Source organism: Sporosarcina sp. E16_8, assembly GCF_017347095.1.
Taxonomy (GTDB): Bacteria; Bacillota; Bacilli; order Bacillales_A; family Planococcaceae; genus Sporosarcina.
The window spans coordinates 120083-137191 of the sequence record NZ_JADPRZ010000002.1 but is presented as its reverse complement, the minus strand read 5'-3'; the positions used below and the strand labels follow the sequence as shown (position 1 = coordinate 137191).

At 40.8% G+C, this 17109-nt stretch carries 20 protein-coding genes; 16 read left to right on the top strand and 4 right to left on the bottom strand.

The window, feature by feature from the left end; translation table 11 throughout:
• The first annotated feature begins 19 nt into the window (after window positions 1–19).
• From pfkA to I2484_RS02480, 3 genes are all read left to right on the top strand, one after another.
• Window positions 20–979, top strand: a complete 960-nt coding sequence (gene pfkA / locus I2484_RS02490) for a 6-phosphofructokinase (protein WP_207149441.1) — start codon at window positions 20–22, stop codon at window positions 977–979.
• Between the two features lie 35 nt (window positions 980–1014).
• Window positions 1015–2775, top strand: coding sequence for a pyruvate kinase (gene pyk / locus I2484_RS02485; protein ID WP_207149440.1), 1761 nt, complete (start codon window positions 1015–1017; stop codon window positions 2773–2775).
• A gap of 215 nt (window positions 2776–2990) precedes the next feature.
• The gene (locus I2484_RS02480) at window positions 2991–3374 is read left to right on the top strand and encodes an FxsA family protein (RefSeq protein WP_207149439.1); all 384 of its coding nucleotides are present in this window, start codon (window positions 2991–2993) and stop codon (window positions 3372–3374) included.
• On the opposite strand, the gene I2484_RS02475 is transcribed toward I2484_RS02480, so the two are convergent.
• Window positions 3364–4338, bottom strand: coding sequence for an AI-2E family transporter (locus I2484_RS02475; RefSeq protein ID WP_207149438.1), 975 nt, complete (start codon window positions 4336–4338; stop codon window positions 3364–3366). The two genes, I2484_RS02480 and I2484_RS02475, sit on opposite strands and share 11 nt — an antisense overlap.
• Before the next feature lie 184 nt (window positions 4339–4522).
• On the opposite strand from I2484_RS02475, the gene citZ reads away from it, so the two are divergent.
• The 6 genes from citZ to pnpS all read left to right on the top strand — a co-directional run bounded on the left by citZ (window position 4523) and on the right by pnpS (window position 10862).
• A complete protein-coding gene (gene citZ / locus I2484_RS02470; protein WP_207149437.1) occupies window positions 4523–5638 on the top strand; it encodes a citrate synthase in 1116 nt (371 codons plus the stop codon).
• A 69-nt stretch (window positions 5639–5707) separates the two neighbouring features.
• Window positions 5708–6976 carry an NADP-dependent isocitrate dehydrogenase gene (icd, locus tag I2484_RS02465; RefSeq protein WP_207149436.1) on the top strand — a complete coding sequence of 423 codons (1269 nt, stop codon included), beginning with the start codon at window positions 5708–5710 and terminating at the stop codon, window positions 6974–6976.
• A gap of 234 nt (window positions 6977–7210) precedes the next feature.
• Window positions 7211–8149 carry a malate dehydrogenase gene (mdh, locus tag I2484_RS02460; RefSeq protein WP_207149435.1) on the top strand — a complete coding sequence of 313 codons (939 nt, stop codon included), beginning with the start codon at window positions 7211–7213 and terminating at the stop codon, window positions 8147–8149.
• A gap of 93 nt (window positions 8150–8242) precedes the next feature.
• The gene (locus I2484_RS02455; protein WP_207149434.1) at window positions 8243–8719 is read left to right on the top strand and encodes a MaoC/PaaZ C-terminal domain-containing protein; all 477 of its coding nucleotides are present in this window, start codon (window positions 8243–8245) and stop codon (window positions 8717–8719) included.
• A gap of 29 nt (window positions 8720–8748) precedes the next feature.
• Window positions 8749–9447: a response regulator transcription factor gene (locus I2484_RS02450; RefSeq protein ID WP_207149433.1), complete on the top strand. Its 699-nt coding sequence runs from the start codon at window positions 8749–8751 to the stop codon at window positions 9445–9447.
• Window positions 9447–10862, top strand: a complete 1416-nt coding sequence (gene pnpS / locus I2484_RS02445; RefSeq protein ID WP_207149432.1) for a two-component system histidine kinase PnpS — start codon at window positions 9447–9449, stop codon at window positions 10860–10862. Before I2484_RS02450 ends, pnpS begins: the two co-directional genes overlap by 1 nt.
• Window positions 10863–11804: 942 nt before the next feature.
• Here the strand turns inward: pnpS and I2484_RS02440 are convergent.
• From I2484_RS02440 to I2484_RS02430, 3 genes are all read right to left on the bottom strand, one after another.
• A complete protein-coding gene (locus tag I2484_RS02440; RefSeq protein ID WP_207149431.1) occupies window positions 11805–12860 on the bottom strand; it encodes a tyrosine-type recombinase/integrase in 1056 nt (351 codons plus the stop codon).
• 225 nt (window positions 12861–13085) lie between these two features.
• On the bottom strand, window positions 13086–13292 hold the full coding sequence (locus I2484_RS02435) for a helix-turn-helix transcriptional regulator (RefSeq protein WP_255551035.1): 207 nt from the start codon (window positions 13290–13292) through the stop codon (window positions 13086–13088).
• A 134-nt stretch (window positions 13293–13426) separates the two neighbouring features.
• A complete protein-coding gene (locus I2484_RS02430; RefSeq protein ID WP_207149430.1) occupies window positions 13427–13795 on the bottom strand; it encodes a helix-turn-helix domain-containing protein in 369 nt (122 codons plus the stop codon).
• A gap of 178 nt (window positions 13796–13973) precedes the next feature.
• Here I2484_RS02430 and I2484_RS02425 point away from each other — a divergent pair, with 178 nt between their 5' ends.
• From I2484_RS02425 to I2484_RS02400, 7 genes are all read left to right on the top strand, one after another.
• Entirely contained in the window at window positions 13974–14159 is a 186-nt protein-coding gene (locus I2484_RS02425) for a helix-turn-helix transcriptional regulator (RefSeq protein ID WP_207149429.1), read from the top strand.
• Between the two features lie 42 nt (window positions 14160–14201).
• The gene (locus tag I2484_RS02420) at window positions 14202–14399 is read left to right on the top strand and encodes a hypothetical protein (protein ID WP_207149428.1); all 198 of its coding nucleotides are present in this window, start codon (window positions 14202–14204) and stop codon (window positions 14397–14399) included.
• The gene (locus I2484_RS21335) at window positions 14396–14524 is read left to right on the top strand and encodes a hypothetical protein (protein ID WP_255551007.1); all 129 of its coding nucleotides are present in this window, start codon (window positions 14396–14398) and stop codon (window positions 14522–14524) included. Before I2484_RS02420 ends, I2484_RS21335 begins: the two co-directional genes overlap by 4 nt.
• 1 nt (window position 14525) lies before the next feature.
• Window positions 14526–14729 carry a hypothetical protein gene (locus I2484_RS02415; protein ID WP_207149427.1) on the top strand — a complete coding sequence of 68 codons (204 nt, stop codon included), beginning with the start codon at window positions 14526–14528 and terminating at the stop codon, window positions 14727–14729.
• 21 nt (window positions 14730–14750) lie between these two features.
• Window positions 14751–15425 carry a Rha family transcriptional regulator gene (locus I2484_RS02410; RefSeq protein ID WP_207149426.1) on the top strand — a complete coding sequence of 225 codons (675 nt, stop codon included), beginning with the start codon at window positions 14751–14753 and terminating at the stop codon, window positions 15423–15425.
• 102 nt (window positions 15426–15527) lie between these two features.
• Complete coding sequence (locus I2484_RS02405) at window positions 15528–16325, top strand: conserved phage C-terminal domain-containing protein (RefSeq protein ID WP_207149425.1); 798 nt, start codon at window positions 15528–15530, stop codon at window positions 16323–16325.
• Window positions 16261–17103 (top strand): ATP-binding protein, encoded by an 843-nt coding sequence (locus tag I2484_RS02400; RefSeq protein WP_207149424.1) that lies wholly within the window; start codon window positions 16261–16263, stop codon window positions 17101–17103. The genes I2484_RS02405 and I2484_RS02400 overlap by 65 nt, the downstream gene beginning before the upstream one ends.
• Window positions 17104–17109: the final 6 nt, after the last annotated feature.

Here is a 17109-nt window from a genome sequence, read left to right as displayed (position 1 = left end):
CTACATAGGAGTGATTACAATGAAGAAAATTGCTGTGTTGACAAGTGGGGGAGACGCGCCTGGGATGAATGCTGCAGTTCGTGCGGTTGTTCGGAAAGCAATTTACGAAGGACTTGAAGTTGCAGGCGTTTTCAATGGTTATCAAGGATTAATCGAAGGGAAAATCGAACTTCTGCAACTGGGTTCCGTGGGTGATATCATTCAACGGGGAGGGACGATGTTACGGTCGGCCCGCAGTGCTGAATTCAGGACGCTTGAGGGGCGTGAAAAAGCGCTGAAACAATTGAAGTTGAACGGAATTGAAGCTTTAGTCGTCATTGGCGGAGATGGTTCTTTCAGAGGCGCACTTGAATTAACGGCTCTTGGTATGCCGTGCGTCTGTGTTCCTGCAACAATAGATAATGACATTAATGGTACTGAGTTAACAATTGGTTTTGATACAGCATTGAATACGGTCATTGATGCTATAGATAAGATTCGCGATACTGCTACCTCTCACGAACGTACATTTATCGTTGAGGTTATGGGGCGCGATGCAGGGGATCTTGCTTTATGGGCGGGGCTTGCCGGTGGTGCTGAAACGATTCTTGTTCCAGAAGAGAAGTATGAATTGCCTACGATTATCGAACGACTGAAAAGCGGTAAGGGACGGGGCAAAAAGCATAGTATCATTATTGTAGCTGAAGGGGTTATGTCGGCTGCGGAACTTGCTGAAATATTGAAGCGTGAAGCAGATATTGAAACACGCATATCGGTGCTAGGACATATTCAGCGAGGGGGTTCTCCTTCTGCACGTGATCGTGTCATTGCAAGTCAGTACGGAGCAAAAGCTGTAGAAGTATTGAAAGAAGGACGCGGCGGCATTGCGATTGGCATGCGAAATCATGTGGTGGTAGACTATAAACTAACGGACGTTTTCGAACAATCGAATGGTTTGGATATGGAGATGTACAAACTGTCCGAGGAATTGTCTATTTAACTGGTTCTTAATAAACTTAAAAGAGGCGATAGTTGATGAGAAAAACGAAAATAGTATGTACGATTGGCCCTGCAAGTGAATCACCGGAACTATTGGAAAAGCTTATTGACGCAGGTATGAATGTAGCGAGGCTGAATTTTTCCCATGGTAATCATGCAGAACATAAAGCCCGTATCGATACCATTCGAAAAGTTGCACGTGAAAAAGGTAAAGTTGTTGGGATCCTGCTAGATACGAAAGGTCCTGAAATTCGGACGCATTCGATGGAAAATGGCAAGTTGGAACTTGTAGCAGGACAAAAAATTGATATTTCTATGACGCAGGTTGAAGGAAATAGTGATGTGTTTTCAATAAGTTACGATAAACTGATTGAAGATGTGAACGAGGGTTCGGTCATCCTTTTAGACGATGGCCTAATACAATTAGAAGTTACTGGTAAAGATGAGGAAAGAGGATTAATCCATACACTGATTATTAATTCAGGACCCTTAAGCAATAATAAGGGCGTTAACGTACCGGGGGTTTCGGTTCAACTTCCTGGAATGACGGAAAAAGATGCAGAAGATATTCTATTCGGTATTAGGGAAGATGTCGACTTCATAGCTGCTTCATTTGTAAGGCGGGCATCCGATGTTATGGAAATACGAGCCCTTCTTGAGAACAACAATGGTTCAAATTTGCAAATTATTCCGAAGATAGAGAATCGTGAAGGTGTCGACAATATTGATGAAATCCTTAATGTCTCGGATGGTCTTATGGTTGCCCGTGGTGATCTCGGTGTAGAAATACCTCCAGAAGAAGTGCCACTTGTCCAAAAAAACTTGATTGAGAAGTGTAACCAGGCGGGTAAGCCAGTTATTACAGCAACACAAATGCTTGATTCAATGCAGCGTAACCCGCGTCCTACACGTGCGGAAGCGAGCGATGTAGCGAATGCGATTTTTGACGGTACCGATGCAATTATGCTGTCAGGAGAGACGGCAGCGGGAATTTATCCAATCGAATCAGTTCAGACGATGGATCGGATTGCACGTACTACGGAAGCGGCCATCGATTATCGTTCTGTGGTTTCAACACGTCGACGCGAAAAACACGGTAATATGACTGAAGCAATTGGACAAGCTGCGGCATACACGGCTATTAACTTGAAAGTGAAGGCCGTCCTTGCTCCAACAGAAAGTGGTCATACTGCAAAAATGATTGCTAAATACCGTCCAGGTTGCCCTGTTATTGCGGTAACCTCATCTGAAGCATGTTCAAGAAAACTATCACTCATCTGGGGCGTCTATCCGATTGTTGGAAAAAAAGTTTCTTCGATTGATGAAATCTTGCAAGAGTCTATAGAAGAGAGCGTTAAACATCAGTATGTCGGACATGGTGACGTAGTTATCATTACGGCTGGTGTTCCAGTTGGTAAGGCAGGAACGACGAACTTGATGAAAATTCATGTTATCGGTGATTTGCTTGCACGAGGACAAGGGATTGGCAAAGATGTGGCTTATGGGCGAACAGTTGTAGCCAAAAATGCTGCTGAAGCATTAGCATATGATACAGAAGGAGCAATTCTTGTAACGAACGCGTCTGATCGTGATATGATGCCTGCCATCGAGAAATGTGCAGGACTCATTACGGAGGAAGGCGGATTGACAAGTCATGGTGCAATTGTTGGACTCAGCTTAGGTATACCGGTCATTGTCGGTGTTGAAGATGCTACCAAAATTATTCAACATGGCAAGGAAATTACGATGGATGCTGAATCTGGCGTTATCTATAATGGGCGTGCGAGCGTTCTATAAAGTTAATCATCAATCATCGTGGGGGTTCTTCATCCCCCGATGATTGGTAGTATAACCATTCGGGCTTTTACGGGCAGTTGATCCCCCACTTATTCTTCTGGTGTCCTTGAAGACTTGAAGTGGGGGTCTTACTGTCCGTTAATGCGGAATAAATAAGAGAGGGCTGCTTCCGATATGCTCGGCAAGCAGCCTTTTGATAGGAGATGTATTTTAGCATGAAATGGATTGTACTCACATTTATTGCTGTTCCAACAGCTGAACTTGCTTTACTAATTTATTCAGGCAAGACGATGGGACTTCTTCCTACGATAGCTATCATCCTCATTACGGGGATAGGAGGGGCGTACTTCGCTAAACGTCAAGGGATGAAGGCTTGGACAGAATTGAAAATACGTACGACAACTATGGAGACACCTGGAGATGCACTTATTGATAGTGCATGTATCCTACTTGGTGGGATTCTGCTGATCATGCCCGGTTTTATTACCGACCTAGTCGGCTTTCTACTACTCTTCAAAGGCCCAAGAAATAGCATCAGACCATTCATTCAGAATTGGATTTATAATAAAATGAAAAAAAGTCAAATTGTTATTCGGTAAATAAAGGATGTTGTCTTACTTTCAATGCGGCAAAAAGTAAGAACGGCGTGAGTAGAATACCGGGTAATCCGAATAGATAGAAGGAAGAAGCCGTTATGAAAAAAGCATGAATTGGTTTTAGGTGGAAAGTGGATGCCCACATATATGATTCCGCCATTTGTCTAGTTATCATGGTAAAAAGATAGAGTAAAATGAGTGATATCCCTATATATATATTGTTTGTGTATAGGAAGAAAGCGGCCATGGGCAGAAGAAACAGACCGATTCCGAGGAATGGTAGGCTATCTGCTAGTGAGATAAGAAAAGCGTTGCCAATGGGTGACTCGAATCGTAGAAGCAAGAACCCAATTGTGATAATACAGAATGTCAGGAAGAATAAGCGGGCTTCTACTGACACAAACGTTCCGATAAGTTTACCGGATGTTGTGAACATTCTTTTAGCGGGCTGGCGTATGACACTCGGGAAATAGACTAGAAACCAGTAGCGGTTTTTTCCGGATTCCCGTAGGGCGAAAAAGAAAGAAACAAGGAAAATGAACAAACTGAATAGCTGTTGAAATACGGTACTAATGATCGTTAAGGTGTATTCCAGAAGCGCATGGCCATATTCCACAACTTTATCTTCGAGAAAAGTGAATAGTCTGCTTAGAATGTCGGTGTTTTGTGTGAATGGCGCTATATGGCTTTCGACAGTTGGAACGGTGTCAATTAGTCCATGAATTGCGATGAAAGTAAACGCGCTTATTAAAAAAAGCATAAGTGTCATAACGAATAATGTCGCAATTGTAAGTGGAAGTTTGGTCATTGAGCGGATGGATGATAAGATAGGTGCAGTGAAGTAGGCGATGATGACGGCGATTGCCGCCGGGGGAACAGTAAACAGGATAATACCCGCCAAAACAGCAGGCAACCATTTCATGAAAATTGAATGAAATGCTTGTTGCTTGTTCCGATTTTCCGGCATTTTCCGACCCCCTTTTTATAAAACAAAAAACAAAAACAAGCGTATCCATTCACAAAGATGACAAAATTGATTATAATGGTCGTTGTAAGCGTTTTTAAGTAGCGAATTAGTATTAGCAGACTAGCTGTTCTTCTGTCTTTTTTTTGTAGATTGGACAGCTGTACTGAAAGAGGGAGCGATTTATATGACGTCAACCAAAGGGTTGGAAGGAGTCGTAGCGACACAGTCAGCAATCAGTTCTATTATTGATGACACACTTACATATGTCGGCTATGATATTGATGATCTTGCAGATAACGCCAGCTTTGAAGAAGTTATTTATCTTCTATGGCACCAGCGTCTGCCGAAAGAGGACGAGCTTGCAGAGCTGAAAAAACAGCTTGCAGAGAACATGTCTGTTCCTCAAGAAGTACTTAATCATTTCAAAACGTATCCGATTGCGGACGTACACCCAATGGCGGCACTTCGTACTGCAGTATCTCTACTTGGACTATACGATGAAAAAGCAGAAGATATGTCTGAAGAAGCAAATTACGAAAAAGCGATTAAGCTTCAAGCAAAAATCGCTACACTCGTTACTTCATTCTCACGTATCCGTAAAGGCCTTGAGCCAGTTGCTCCAAAAGCTGAACTAGGCTACGCTGAAAACTTCCTATACATGCTTACGGGTAAACAGCCTGAAGCAATTGCAATTGAAGCATTCGACAAAGCACTTGTCCTTCATGCAGACCATGAGCTAAATGCATCTACATTCACAGCGCGCGTTTGTGTAGCGACGCTTTCTGATATGTACTCAGGTGTTACAGCAGCGATTGGTGCACTTAAAGGACCACTTCACGGTGGTGCAAACGAACAAGTAATGAAAATGCTAATGGAAATCGGTTCTGAAGATAAAGTAGAAGCGTATATCCGTGAAAAATTAGATAACAAAGAAAAAATCATGGGCTTCGGCCACCGTGTCTACCGCAAAGGTGACCCACGTGCGAAACATCTTCGTGCAATGTCTAAGCGTTTGACTGAACTTCGCGGCGAAGAGAAATGGTATAATATGTCCAATAAAATCGAAGAAATTGTTACTGGCGAAAAGAATTTACCGCCAAACGTCGATTTCTATTCGGCTTCTGTCTATCATTCACTCGACATCGATCATGATTTATTCACGCCGATTTTTGCAGTATCTCGTATTTCTGGATGGATTGCACATATCCGTGAGCAATATGCGAACAACAGATTGATCCGTCCTCGTGCAGATTATACTGGACCAGGCATGCAGAAATACGTTCCAATTAAAGAACGATAAGAATATTAAAACATGGGGCAGCATAGATATTTGCGACCCTCTGATTTTGAATTTGGGAGGAAATTAATTATGACTAACGGTGGAAAAATTACAGTAACTAATGGTGTTTTAAATGTTCCTGATCACGCAATAATTCCTTTTATTATCGGTGACGGTACTGGTCCGGATATTTGGCATTCAGCATCACGCGTACTTGAAGCGGCTGTTGATAAAGCGTACGATGGCAAGAAAAAGCTTGTATGGAAAGAAGTTCTTGCAGGGGAAAAAGCTTTCAACGAAACTGGCGAATGGCTTCCACAAGCAACACTTGACACAATAGATGAGTATTTGATCGCTATTAAAGGACCACTTACTACGCCAATCGGCGGCGGTTTCCGTTCATTGAACGTTGCACTTCGCCAAGAATTGGATCTTTACACTTGCCTACGTCCAGTACGTTACTTTGAAGGTGTTCCTTCACCGGTTAAACGTCCTGAAGATTGTGATATGGTTATTTTCCGCGAAAACACGGAAGATATCTATGCAGGTATTGAATACAAAGAAGGTACACCTGAAGCGAAAAAAATGATTGATTTCCTACAAAATGAAATGGGTGTTAAAAATATCCGCTTCCCAGAAACTTCTGGAATCGGTATCAAACCTATCTCTGAAGAAGGTACAAAACGTCTAGTACGTGCTGCTCTTACTTATATTATTAAAGAAGGCCGCAAGTCATTGACGCTTGTTCACAAAGGAAACATCATGAAATTCACAGAAGGCGCATTCAAAAACTGGGGCTATGAAGTTGCTGAACAAGAATTCGGCGATAAAGTCTTCACATGGAACCAGTATGATGAAATCAAAGATGCTGATGGAACTGATGCTGCAAATGCGGCGCAAGCTGAAGCTGAAGCAGCAGGCAAAATCATCGTTAAAGATTCGATTGCTGATATCTTCTTGCAACAAATCTTGACACGTCCAAAAGAGTTCGATGTTGTAGCGACAATGAACTTAAACGGTGACTATATTTCTGATGCACTTGCTGCACAAGTTGGTGGAATTGGTATCGCTCCTGGAGCAAATATCAACTACATTACTGGGCATGCAATCTTTGAAGCAACTCACGGTACTGCACCAAAATATGCAGGACTTGACAAAGTTAACCCTTCTTCACTCCTTCTTTCAGGCGTCTTGATGCTTGAGCATCTTGGATGGAACGAAGCGGCAGCTATGATCACTGCTTCAATCGAAAAAACAATTGTTTCTAAAGTTGTAACGTACGACTTTGCTCGTCTTATGGACGGCGCAACAGAAGTGAAAGCATCTGAATTCGCAAATGAATTGATCAAAAACCTTTAACCAACATGGAGGAATGTACTACAATTCCTCCTCGTTGGCCTAAGCCTCCGACAGCTGTCACAAATTTTGAATTGCGGTAGCGCAATTCAGAACTTGGTCGCAATTATACTGAGGCGTAATTGATTTATTAATAATTCAGCGGTGGGAGGTCTCGGTTTTCCACCGCTAAAGATTTTAATAGATTTAATGAGGGGGCCACCCCCTCATACATATGAATAAAGGGAGAGTCGACTCATGACAATGCAACGTAAAAAAGTCTCAGTTATCGGTTCTGGTTTCACTGGTGCAACTACAGCATTTCTTTTAGCTCAAAAAGAGCTTTGTGATGTAGTGATCGTCGATATTCCACAAATGGAAAATCCGACAAAAGGGAAAGCGCTTGATATGATGGAAGCTGGACCTATTCAAGGTTTTGACGCGAATATTATTGGGACTTCAGATTACGCTGATACAAAAGACTCTGATATTGTCATTATCACAGCTGGTATTGCACGTAAACCAGGTATGAGCCGTGATGACCTTGTTCAGACGAACCAAAAAGTCATGAAAATCGTAACGGGTGAAATTGTAAAACATTCTCCGAACACAACAATCATCGTATTGACGAACCCGGTTGATGCTATGACTTACACAGTATACAAAGAATCAGGATTGCCAAAAGAACGCGTAATCGGACAATCTGGCGTACTTGACACCGCACGTTTTCGTACGTTTGTAGCGCAAGAATTGAACTTGTCTGTTAAAGACGTCACTGGTTTCGTACTTGGCGGTCATGGCGATGATATGGTTCCACTTGTACGCTACTCTTATGCAGGCGGTATTCCACTTGAAACGTTGATCTCTCCTGAGCGTCTTGAAGAAATCGTAGTCCGTACACGCAAAGGCGGAGCAGAAATCGTTAACCTTCTCGGTAATGGTTCTGCTTACTATGCACCAGCTGCATCACTTGTTGAAATGGCTGAAGCGATTCTAAAAGATCAGAAACGTGTTCTTCCTTCAATTGCATACCTTGAAGGCGAGTACGGTCTTGATGGTATTTACATCGGCGTTCCAACTGTGCTTGGCGCAGGCGGTATCGAAAAAATTATCGAACTTGAATTGACTGAAGACGAAAAAGCGGCATTAGCTAATTCTGCTGAATCAGTTAAAGCTGTTATGAAAGTTCTTGTCTAATATCTTTAATAAAAATCGAGTAGCATATGCTACTCGATTTTTATTCTGATTATTGTTAAACTTGTATTACCACATTCAAAAGGGGGAAATAAGTTGATACTAGGGAAGAAAAGGCGTCTAGGTAGAAAGATAGAGGAAATAACTGTTGGAGAAAAGTTGAAATTGACAGAAAAAATCGAAGATAAAGATTTACTGCTCTATCTAGGACTGACAAATGATAGTAATCCCCTCTATATTCAGCATGATTACGCTTCACAGACGGCTTATGGATTGCCCATTGTACCAACTATTATGCTAACAGGGATTGTGACGTCCGCCGTTTCAAAGTACTTACCTGGACCTGGTTCACATATCGTGAAACAGCAATTGTCATTCCCAAAAGCAGTGTATCACTATACAACTATCAATTTTTTGCTAGAAATTATTCATGTTGATAAAGAAAAAAATTCAATAGACATTTCAATCGAAGCACGTGACGAAAAAGAAGACATCGTCATTTCTGGAATAGTGACAGTCACTCCGCCAAAAGTGGAAGAGCGTCTAACATCACAAGCAATGGATAATTTTTGATAGGGGATTGATGCAAGTTGAGTTCAAGCATGAAGAAAATATTAATTGTCGATGACGAACAGCCGATTCGAACACTACTAGAATACAACTTGAAACAAGCGCAATACGAAACAATTACTGCTGCTGACGGGGAAGAAGCGGTATTGAAAGCAGAAATGGAAAAACCTGATTTAATATTACTAGACTTAATGCTTCCAAAAATGGACGGAATTGATGTATGCAAAACGTTAAGACAGCGTGGACTCGATATACCAATTATCATGCTTACGGCAAAAGGGGACGAGCTCGACAAAGTGCTCGGTCTTGAGATTGGCGCGGACGACTATATGACGAAGCCGTTCAGTCCACGTGAAGTTGTTGCACGCGTTAAGGCTGTATTGAGACGCAGTGGGGAACGGACAGACAAAGTGGAAGAAACAGGAGTTTTAACCACTGGATTATTAACGGTGCACGCTGAACAATACGAAGCTTATCTTGATAAAGTAGAACTTGAATTCACTCCAAAGGAATTCGAACTACTTGTTTATTTCATGCAGAACAAGAATCGCGTTCTCTCACGAGACCAGCTTTTGAGTGCAGTCTGGAATTATGATTTTGCTGGCGATACGCGCATCGTCGATGTTCATGTCAGTCATTTACGTGAGAAAATTGAAGAAAACACGAAGAAACCTGTTTTCATCAAGACGGTAAGGGGAATTGGCTATAAATTTGAGGAGCCGAAAGTCTGATGAAGGATTTATATTCTCGATTAACAATCGCTTGTGCAATTCTTCTTTCAGTACTTTTAACTGGCCTCGGTATTGTCCTTGGTCAGTTTTTCCCTTTATTCGCACGGGATATCGCACTTGATCTACAACGGCAATACTGGGTCTATTTAATCATCACGTTGATAATTGCATTTATTCTCTCTCTCTTTATAGCGATGCGGATGATGATGCAATACGCTCGTCCGGTCGACGAAGTGACGAAAGTGGCCGTGCAAATTGCACAAGGCGATTACCTTGCAAGAACTAAGACGGATGAACCAGAATATGACAATGAACTTGCGATTTCCATTAACAAAATAGCGAGCAATCTCCAAGAGATGTCGACACTTCGAATGATGGAAAAAGAACGCTTGAAAACACTTATTGAAAGCATGGGTAGTGGGCTTCTGATGTTTGGTCGTGAAGGATCAGTCAATCTTGTAAATGGGGTATTCGAAAAGACTTTTGGTTTTTCAAAAGAGGAGCCCATCGGTAAGACTTTTAAAACTATAGGTTTACCAATTGAAATTGAAAAATTGATTGAAGATGTTTTTATGACAGAACAAGTGCATGAAAAACAGGTCAGAATTGATTCTGGAGGGTATTATTCCTACATGGGCGTTTATGGTGCACCTGTCATCGGCCACCATGGTAATTGGCTCGGTATTGTCGTTGTCATGCATGATATTACGAAACTTGTCCGACTTGAAGAAATAAGAAAAGATTTCGTTGCAAATGTATCCCACGAACTTCGTACTCCTATTACTTCAATTAAAGGATTTACTGAAACATTATTAGATGGTGCGATGAATGAACCTGTCATAATGAAAGAATTTCTTGAAATCATTCAGAAAGAAAGTAACCGACTACATCTATTAATTGATGACTTGCTCGAATTGTCAGCAATGGAAAGAGAAAATTTTTCACTTCAGTTTGGACATGTTGAGCTGCTAGAACTTATGAATGATGCATTGAAAATCGTTTCAGGGAATTTGGAGCGTAAGATGATGACTATCAACTTGGATATTGCAGATGAAATCGTTATCGAAGGCGATGCGAGTCGAATAATTCAAGTAATGGTGAATCTCTTGTCGAATGCGATTAACTATTCAAAAGAACAGACAAAAATTACTGTTTCAGTTAAAATAATAGCGAAAAATGCCATTATTGAAGTACAAGATGAAGGAATCGGTATCGAACAAGTTGAACTGGCACGGCTATTTGAACGCTTTTACCGTGTTGACCGTGCTAGGAGCCGTGACTCAGGTGGCACAGGGCTAGGGCTAGCCATTGTCAAACACCTCGTGGAAGCTCATAGTGGGACAGTCGAAGTGGAAAGCTCAATCGGTGTTGGTACATTGATTCGTATCTGTCTACCTTTACAACAGGGTAATTAAGCAATCCATAAGTCACACCTGTCGATTAACCAAAATTAACTAGGGGATAAATTAATTGCACACTGGGCGCTACATGTATTGTTGCTTCGGGATTGCTTTAGATTGAACGACTACTATACCATTACCGAGATGTCTGGATATGTAGGGATGCGTCTTTGTCGCATCCCTACATATTGTTTCGTTAATCGTATGGTGATCCTTCATCCGTCGCGCTCCAAATGCATAAGTACACGAAGTGCTGCGACTTTGTGGGACGAAAGAATAAAGGGACATCTACCTGGATAAAAGCCGCCAAAGATGCAATTTTGGCGGCTGATGCTTTCTCTATGGTTTTTCCTTTCTTTATTAAAGAAGTGTCACATTCTAGTAGACATCACATAATTAGATGCATAAAATTTAATAAAAGTAAGCAAGAAGCACATTATACAACGTGCAAGAGTGCCCGAAATTGTATCTTCGGGCACTTACAGTCACCATAAAATGTCATCTATTCTATTCTTCCAAAGCAACCGCATTTTTCACTTGAAAAGTGTAGGGACGCGACAGGCAACTATTCACAACAGGATGACCGAAAAGAGTGTGTCTAGGAATGATGAAGTCATTCCTAGACACACTGGGGCCCCCTCGGTAAATCTGTCGTGATTATTTCGCCGAAAGCGGACCGAAAAGGGTCAAGTGAAAACGGTGTTTTCCAAGCCCTTCTCACCAGTATTTTATGAGAATAAATGGTTAATCAACAGACGTGTTCATAAGTAATGAATTACAGAAGCAGACTAAACAACGCGCCATTTTCATTTATATCTACCCCCGTGGTAAGAATATCTGATTTCTAAACCCTACAGCCCCGTGCGGTTGTGGGGTTTCTTTGTTTTTAAGAGTGTGCGAAATCGTGTAAATACTCACTCGTAATATACAAGAAATATACAAGTAGTATACAGGGTTTTAAATCAAATCGATTGCTTTTATCAGCTGCTCAATATCTTTGTGGGTATATACTTTTTCTGTAACGCCTTTCGAGGCATGGCCCATAATACGTTTAATGGAAGTATTGTTTGCTTCGGCGTTATCCATTAACGTGGCAAAAGTATGTCTGCAATCGTGCGGTAAGTGTTTCATGTTCAAATGCTCCATTACGGGTTTCCAATACCGTCTACTGAAGTCGTCGTACCTCTGCTTGGCAGAACCCCCTTTAAGATCAGCTAGTAAATATTTTTGATTGCTATTAATACGTTTTTCGATAAGAGGTAGGATCTTCATATTGATAGGAATGACTCTATTTTTCCCAGCTGCAGTCTTTAATCCTCCGCGCATATACCTCTCGTCAATATTTATATTTTCGTTTTCAATAGTGGCTAACTCGCCTGGTCTCAGGCCTGTATAAATCATAATCAGTATGGTGTCGATAAAATCCGATTTGTCGATATTTTCCCAAAGTGAAGCAACTTCTTCCGTAGTAAAAGGCTCCCTACTGCTCACTGTGTCATTCTCGCCAAGATCAACGAATGCCGCGTAATCTTTATCCACTAAATCATTCTCCATAGCAAGCTTGTACAGGTGGTTAAACAATGACTTTACCTTCTTTTTCGTTTCGTAAGCTTTGTCGCAGTTATCTATTACCGCTTGCATGTGGGATTTTTTTATATCTACAAACTTCAAACTGTGGAGCGCTTTAGAGAGACCGAAAGCCATTTGATAGGTGTACACCTTCGATTCTGAAGCTTTGAGTACTTTAACTCCATTTTCGACTTTGTAGAAATTTTCAAGGGTGAAACGCTTGTATAATTCTGCATAGGTGATTTTTTTATCGGAAAGATCGTATGGATCCCTATTATACTCAGCCAAGGCAATCATCGCCTCAGGTCTGGTTACGAAGTAGTCTAGGTACTCATATAGCTGTTTGCCGTTATCATCCCATCCAACTGTTATCCGTACGGCAAAAGGCCTCCTACGCTTGCCTGACAGCTTGAAGACTGAGCCATAGCCGTTTGGGTTTTTCAATAACTTCTCCTCCTAACAAAAAGCGGATTTAAGGTCGATTTAACGTTGTTATATTTCCTGTCATATATTGTTTCACAAGTGCGCAAACACTCGTTCGCCTTTTATGTTATACTAACATTAAATTAACAAAAAACAACAAATGTTCGACATTTCCAAGAATTGTTGTAATATTAGATGTAAGTCAGCAGACTGACAAGTGCCGGCGAGTAGACCTAAATCTACTCTTCATCGTCTCTTTGTTCGCTCTTCTACACGGTCCCATTGGTACAAATCGTCCATATTGCAATTTAGGATGTAAGAAATGTTTTTCGCAATATGCAAGGTCATTTCTCGTTTCCCTGTGGAATAGGTTCCGATTTGTTGCCTGGTGACGCCTAATCTATCTGCTAATTCTTGTTGAGTCATGCGCGATTGTAGAAGTAAGTCGGACAAGAGACATCTGCCGACATCATACAAAACGCTACCACCTTTACTGGAGGGATTAAATTGAAAAAGGGTATTGATTTAAAACACTTAATCATTGAGTTGAAAAAACAAATAGCGAAAGAAAAACAACAAAAAGAAAATCAGTCCGAGTTTTCGTCTTTGCGTAAATAACGTATCAGCCTTAATGCTTCCTTGATTTCGTCATCTGTCGCTTCGACCCCGTCTACAACAAAATCATATTTCTCTTTTAGGCTGGAAGGGCTCAGGTCTTCTTCTATTAGTAGATGTCCTTCCGATTGCGTAAAACCCTGTCCAAGAAAATATCTAGGATCTGCCCCATACATATCGATGATAATTCTTAATAAATCAATTGAAGCATCACGTTCTCCTCTTTCAATTTTCCCTAAACTCGAAAAATCTTTACCAACTTTTTTGGCCATCTCCTTTAACGTATCTCCGTTTTCTATTCTCAACCTTCGAATTTTTGAACCAATATCTTCTTCCTTCATTAACATCACCCTTATCCATTATACGTAATTGTCCTTTTAAACCAAAATAAAAACCGTTAGCTTAATTAGTATTGTCCTAAATGTCTAATTTAATACTTGACTTGTCCAATATGTCCAATTATACTAAGTTTAACGAGTTGGACATATAAGACAACTCGCGAGCATAGGAGGTGTAAAAATGAAGAACAACATCGCCGCTATTCGAATAAGAAAAAACCTCACCCAGAAGGAACTGGCGGATAAAATTGGTATCACAAACGAATGGTTATGCAGAGTTGAAGTTGGCAACCGAGGCACCACTAAAATGCTGAAAAGAATTGCAGATGGACTAGACGTCTCGATGAAAGATATTTTTTTGGACTAGGTTTGTCCAATCTGTCCAATTCGGGAAGAGGAGGTGTAATTCGTGGGAGAACCCCAAAACATCAAAATATCAGATGCCGCTAAATTAATGGGGAAATCACAGCAGTTCGTAAGGGTCGGCTTGCAAAGAAATATATTGCCTTTCGGTTTTGCGGTGCAGATGTCGTCTAAATGGACCTATCACATTTCACCAAAATTATTAAACGAATATGTCGGTATCAAACAGGAGGTTGTCCAATGAACACAGACTGGGGAATGTTCGCACTCTACTTAGTATTCATCGCTGGTTTAGCAATCGCGGCCCATACATTTGAAGCGGTTGGCCGGGTACGGGCTGAGAAAAAAGATAATGAGAGGTGGAAATGAAATGACATTCGGAGAAATGCTTGGTTGGACAAATAGGCTGAAAGAAATAAAGGAAGTTAAAGACTCTTATCTCAGAGTGCAACGTATGCAAAATCTAATGAACGATTTTCGTGTAGCTTACGGTGGCAATCTTAATAAATCGAACGACAGGGTGATTTGGTCGTTGTATCTCACGCTTGATCAGGAACACTTTGCGATTGTTTAAAAAGAGAGGGAGGGAAATGGAATGAATAACATCAATGAATTAAAAGTGGTAGCTATTCACGGGAAAGTAGTTGCAGATAGTCGGGATGTTGCGGAAATGGTAGAAAAAAGGCATGACCATTTACTGGCTGATATTAGGAAGTATTTAGAAATACTTCACTCCCGAGATTACGGGAGTGAGAAATTCTTTGTTGAAAGCACATATTTCAACAATCGGAATCAAATACAACCTTGTTACTTACTCACGCGGGCCGGATGCGATATGGTCGCTAACAAAATGTCAGGAGAAAAAGGTGTCCTCTTCACCGCTGCTTATGTAACTCGCTTTGAAGAAATGGAGCAAACGTTGAACGCACCTAAGATTTTAAGTCCTGCCGAACAATTAAAAGCATCGATGCGGTTGAGTCTAGAAACCTCTGAGGAGTTGGAACAGGTGAAGGAAGATGTATCTGAAATCCGAAGCATGGTTGAAAACAGAATTACTCTAGATCATGGGGAACAACGGAGATTGCAAAAAGCAGTCGGAGCAAGAATATACACAGTTGAAAATGATATAGAAGTACGTAAACGTTTGTTTAGCGAATTGTATCGCGAAATTAAAGACCGATTTGCTGTCACGTCATATAAAGATGTAAAGCATCAAGATCTCCAGTCAGCTATTCATTATGTGGATGCTTGGATTCCAAAACAAAAATAAACCCGCTGTTAGAGCAGCGAGTTTGGTGGGGCTCTTAAAACACACTTAACATCATGTTACATAAGAGCCCCTTGTAAATCAAGTAGGGAAGGTGTTGTCAATTTGAGCAATTACCAAGCAATTAGAGAGCTTCTCAAACGTGTCAGTGGTCAAGATAACGTATTTACGGTTCCTAGGTTATATGTCCAGTACGCTGGGGATTTGACCACAGCCATTTTGTTGAATCAAATCGTTTTCTACTCAGATAAATCTAAAAGGAAAGACGGATTTTTCTACAAAACATATAAGGAGTGGGAAGAGGAAATTTGTTTAACGGAAAGACAGGTTAGATATTCCATGAACAAACTAAAAGGCATCGGCATAGTTGAAACGAAAATTAAAAAAGCGAATGGTGCTCCTACTGTTCACTATAAATTGGATTATGACAAATTTGTAGAATCCATTCTGACATTTTGTCAGATTCCATTCGAACAAAGTGTCGGTATTCATTCTGACAATCTGTCGGTTTCTTTAACAGAGATTACTACAGAGAATACAACAGAGACTACTACATTAATAGATAACGTCACTAACGTTCCTTCTCACCCTTACGAGAAAATCATTAGTTATCTAAATGATAAAGCAAAAACGAAATACCGAGCGAATGGTAAAAAAACGCAGTCACTAATCAAAGCTAGGATGAACGAAGGTTTTCAACTTGAAGATTTCAAAAAGGTGATAGACACCAAATCATCGCAATGGCTTGGTGATGCGAAATGGGGAACTTTTCTTCGACCAGAAACTTTATTTGGTAATAAATTTGAAGGTTACTTAAACGAAAAAGGAGGGACAAGCAATGCAGTCAATAGCAGAAGTAATCAGCAGCCTACCAAAACATATGAAGATGGACTTGACTTCTAACATTTGTGACCAACATCCAAAACGTATAAACAAGCCTATATACAAGATTATGTTCGAAGGACAAGAAGTATGCCCAATCTGTGAAAGCGAGCGCAAAACCGAAGAATTAAGCGATGTAGAAGATATGAAAGTTAAACGCGCTATGAATAGCCGCAATTACAATACTTTTAACAATCAAAGTGTGCTGACTGACACTGGATTGCTCGAAGCATCATTCAATGTTTACGAAACAGGTGAACCGGATACCGAAACGGCCATCAATAAAAAGAAGGCATTGGATGCACTTGCGAATTATAAAAAAGGGGAAACGTTCAATACCTGGCTTACAGGAGTTCCTGGTGTTGGGAAGAGCCACCTAGCCATGGCCATTCTTCGCAATTTGAACGAATTAGGAGAAAAGGAAAAGAGTTGCTTGTTTGTCAGTATTGACGAAATGCTTCTACGGATTCGTAATAGTTTCGACAACAAGGAAAGTCGTTATACGGAATATTACTTCGTGGATCTTTTGTCTAAAGTTGATTACTTGGTGCTAGACGACCTTGGAGCTGAAACAGGTGGAATCGGAACGAAGAAAACTGCGACGGACTTCACGTTACGTGTTCTCTACGCAATAGCAAACAGCAGGCAGAACAAATCGACAATCATCACTAGCAATCTATCCAGACCGGAACTAGAAAGAATGTACGACCCGAAACTAGTTTCTAGGCTCATGAAAGACACGTATTTAATTAGATTTAAAGTTACGACAGATAAACGAATAAAGAATATCGAATTTTAGGAGGGA

Bases quoted from the DNA above. Each gene is read 5' to 3' on its own strand.
- I2484_RS02450 (WP_207149433.1), top strand. From the start codon at position 8,749: ATGAAGAAAATATTAATTGTCGATGACGAACAGCCGATTCGAACACTA.
- icd (WP_207149436.1), top strand. From the start codon at position 5,708: ATGACTAACGGTGGAAAAATTACAGTAACTAATGGTGTTTTAAATGTT.
- pnpS (WP_207149432.1), top strand. From the start codon at position 9,447: ATGAAGGATTTATATTCTCGATTAACAATCGCTTGTGCAATTCTTCTT.
- I2484_RS02480 (WP_207149439.1), top strand. From the start codon at position 2,991: ATGAAATGGATTGTACTCACATTTATTGCTGTTCCAACAGCTGAACTT.
- pyk (WP_207149440.1), top strand. From the start codon at position 1,015: ATGAGAAAAACGAAAATAGTATGTACGATTGGCCCTGCAAGTGAATCA.
- I2484_RS02400 (WP_207149424.1), top strand. From the start codon at position 16,261: ATGCAGTCAATAGCAGAAGTAATCAGCAGCCTACCAAAACATATGAAG.
- I2484_RS02415 (WP_207149427.1), top strand. From the start codon at position 14,526: ATGACATTCGGAGAAATGCTTGGTTGGACAAATAGGCTGAAAGAAATA.
- I2484_RS02430 (WP_207149430.1), bottom strand. From the start codon at position 13,795: ATGAAGGAAGAAGATATTGGTTCAAAAATTCGAAGGTTGAGAATAGAA.
- I2484_RS02475 (WP_207149438.1), bottom strand. From the start codon at position 4,338: ATGCCGGAAAATCGGAACAAGCAACAAGCATTTCATTCAATTTTCATG.
- pfkA (WP_207149441.1), top strand. From the start codon at position 20: ATGAAGAAAATTGCTGTGTTGACAAGTGGGGGAGACGCGCCTGGGATG.
- I2484_RS21335 (WP_255551007.1), top strand. From the start codon at position 14,396: ATGAACACAGACTGGGGAATGTTCGCACTCTACTTAGTATTCATCGCT.
- I2484_RS02425 (WP_207149429.1), top strand. From the start codon at position 13,974: ATGAAGAACAACATCGCCGCTATTCGAATAAGAAAAAACCTCACCCAG.
- mdh (WP_207149435.1), top strand. From the start codon at position 7,211: ATGACAATGCAACGTAAAAAAGTCTCAGTTATCGGTTCTGGTTTCACT.
- I2484_RS02410 (WP_207149426.1), top strand. From the start codon at position 14,751: ATGAATAACATCAATGAATTAAAAGTGGTAGCTATTCACGGGAAAGTA.
- citZ (WP_207149437.1), top strand. From the start codon at position 4,523: ATGACGTCAACCAAAGGGTTGGAAGGAGTCGTAGCGACACAGTCAGCA.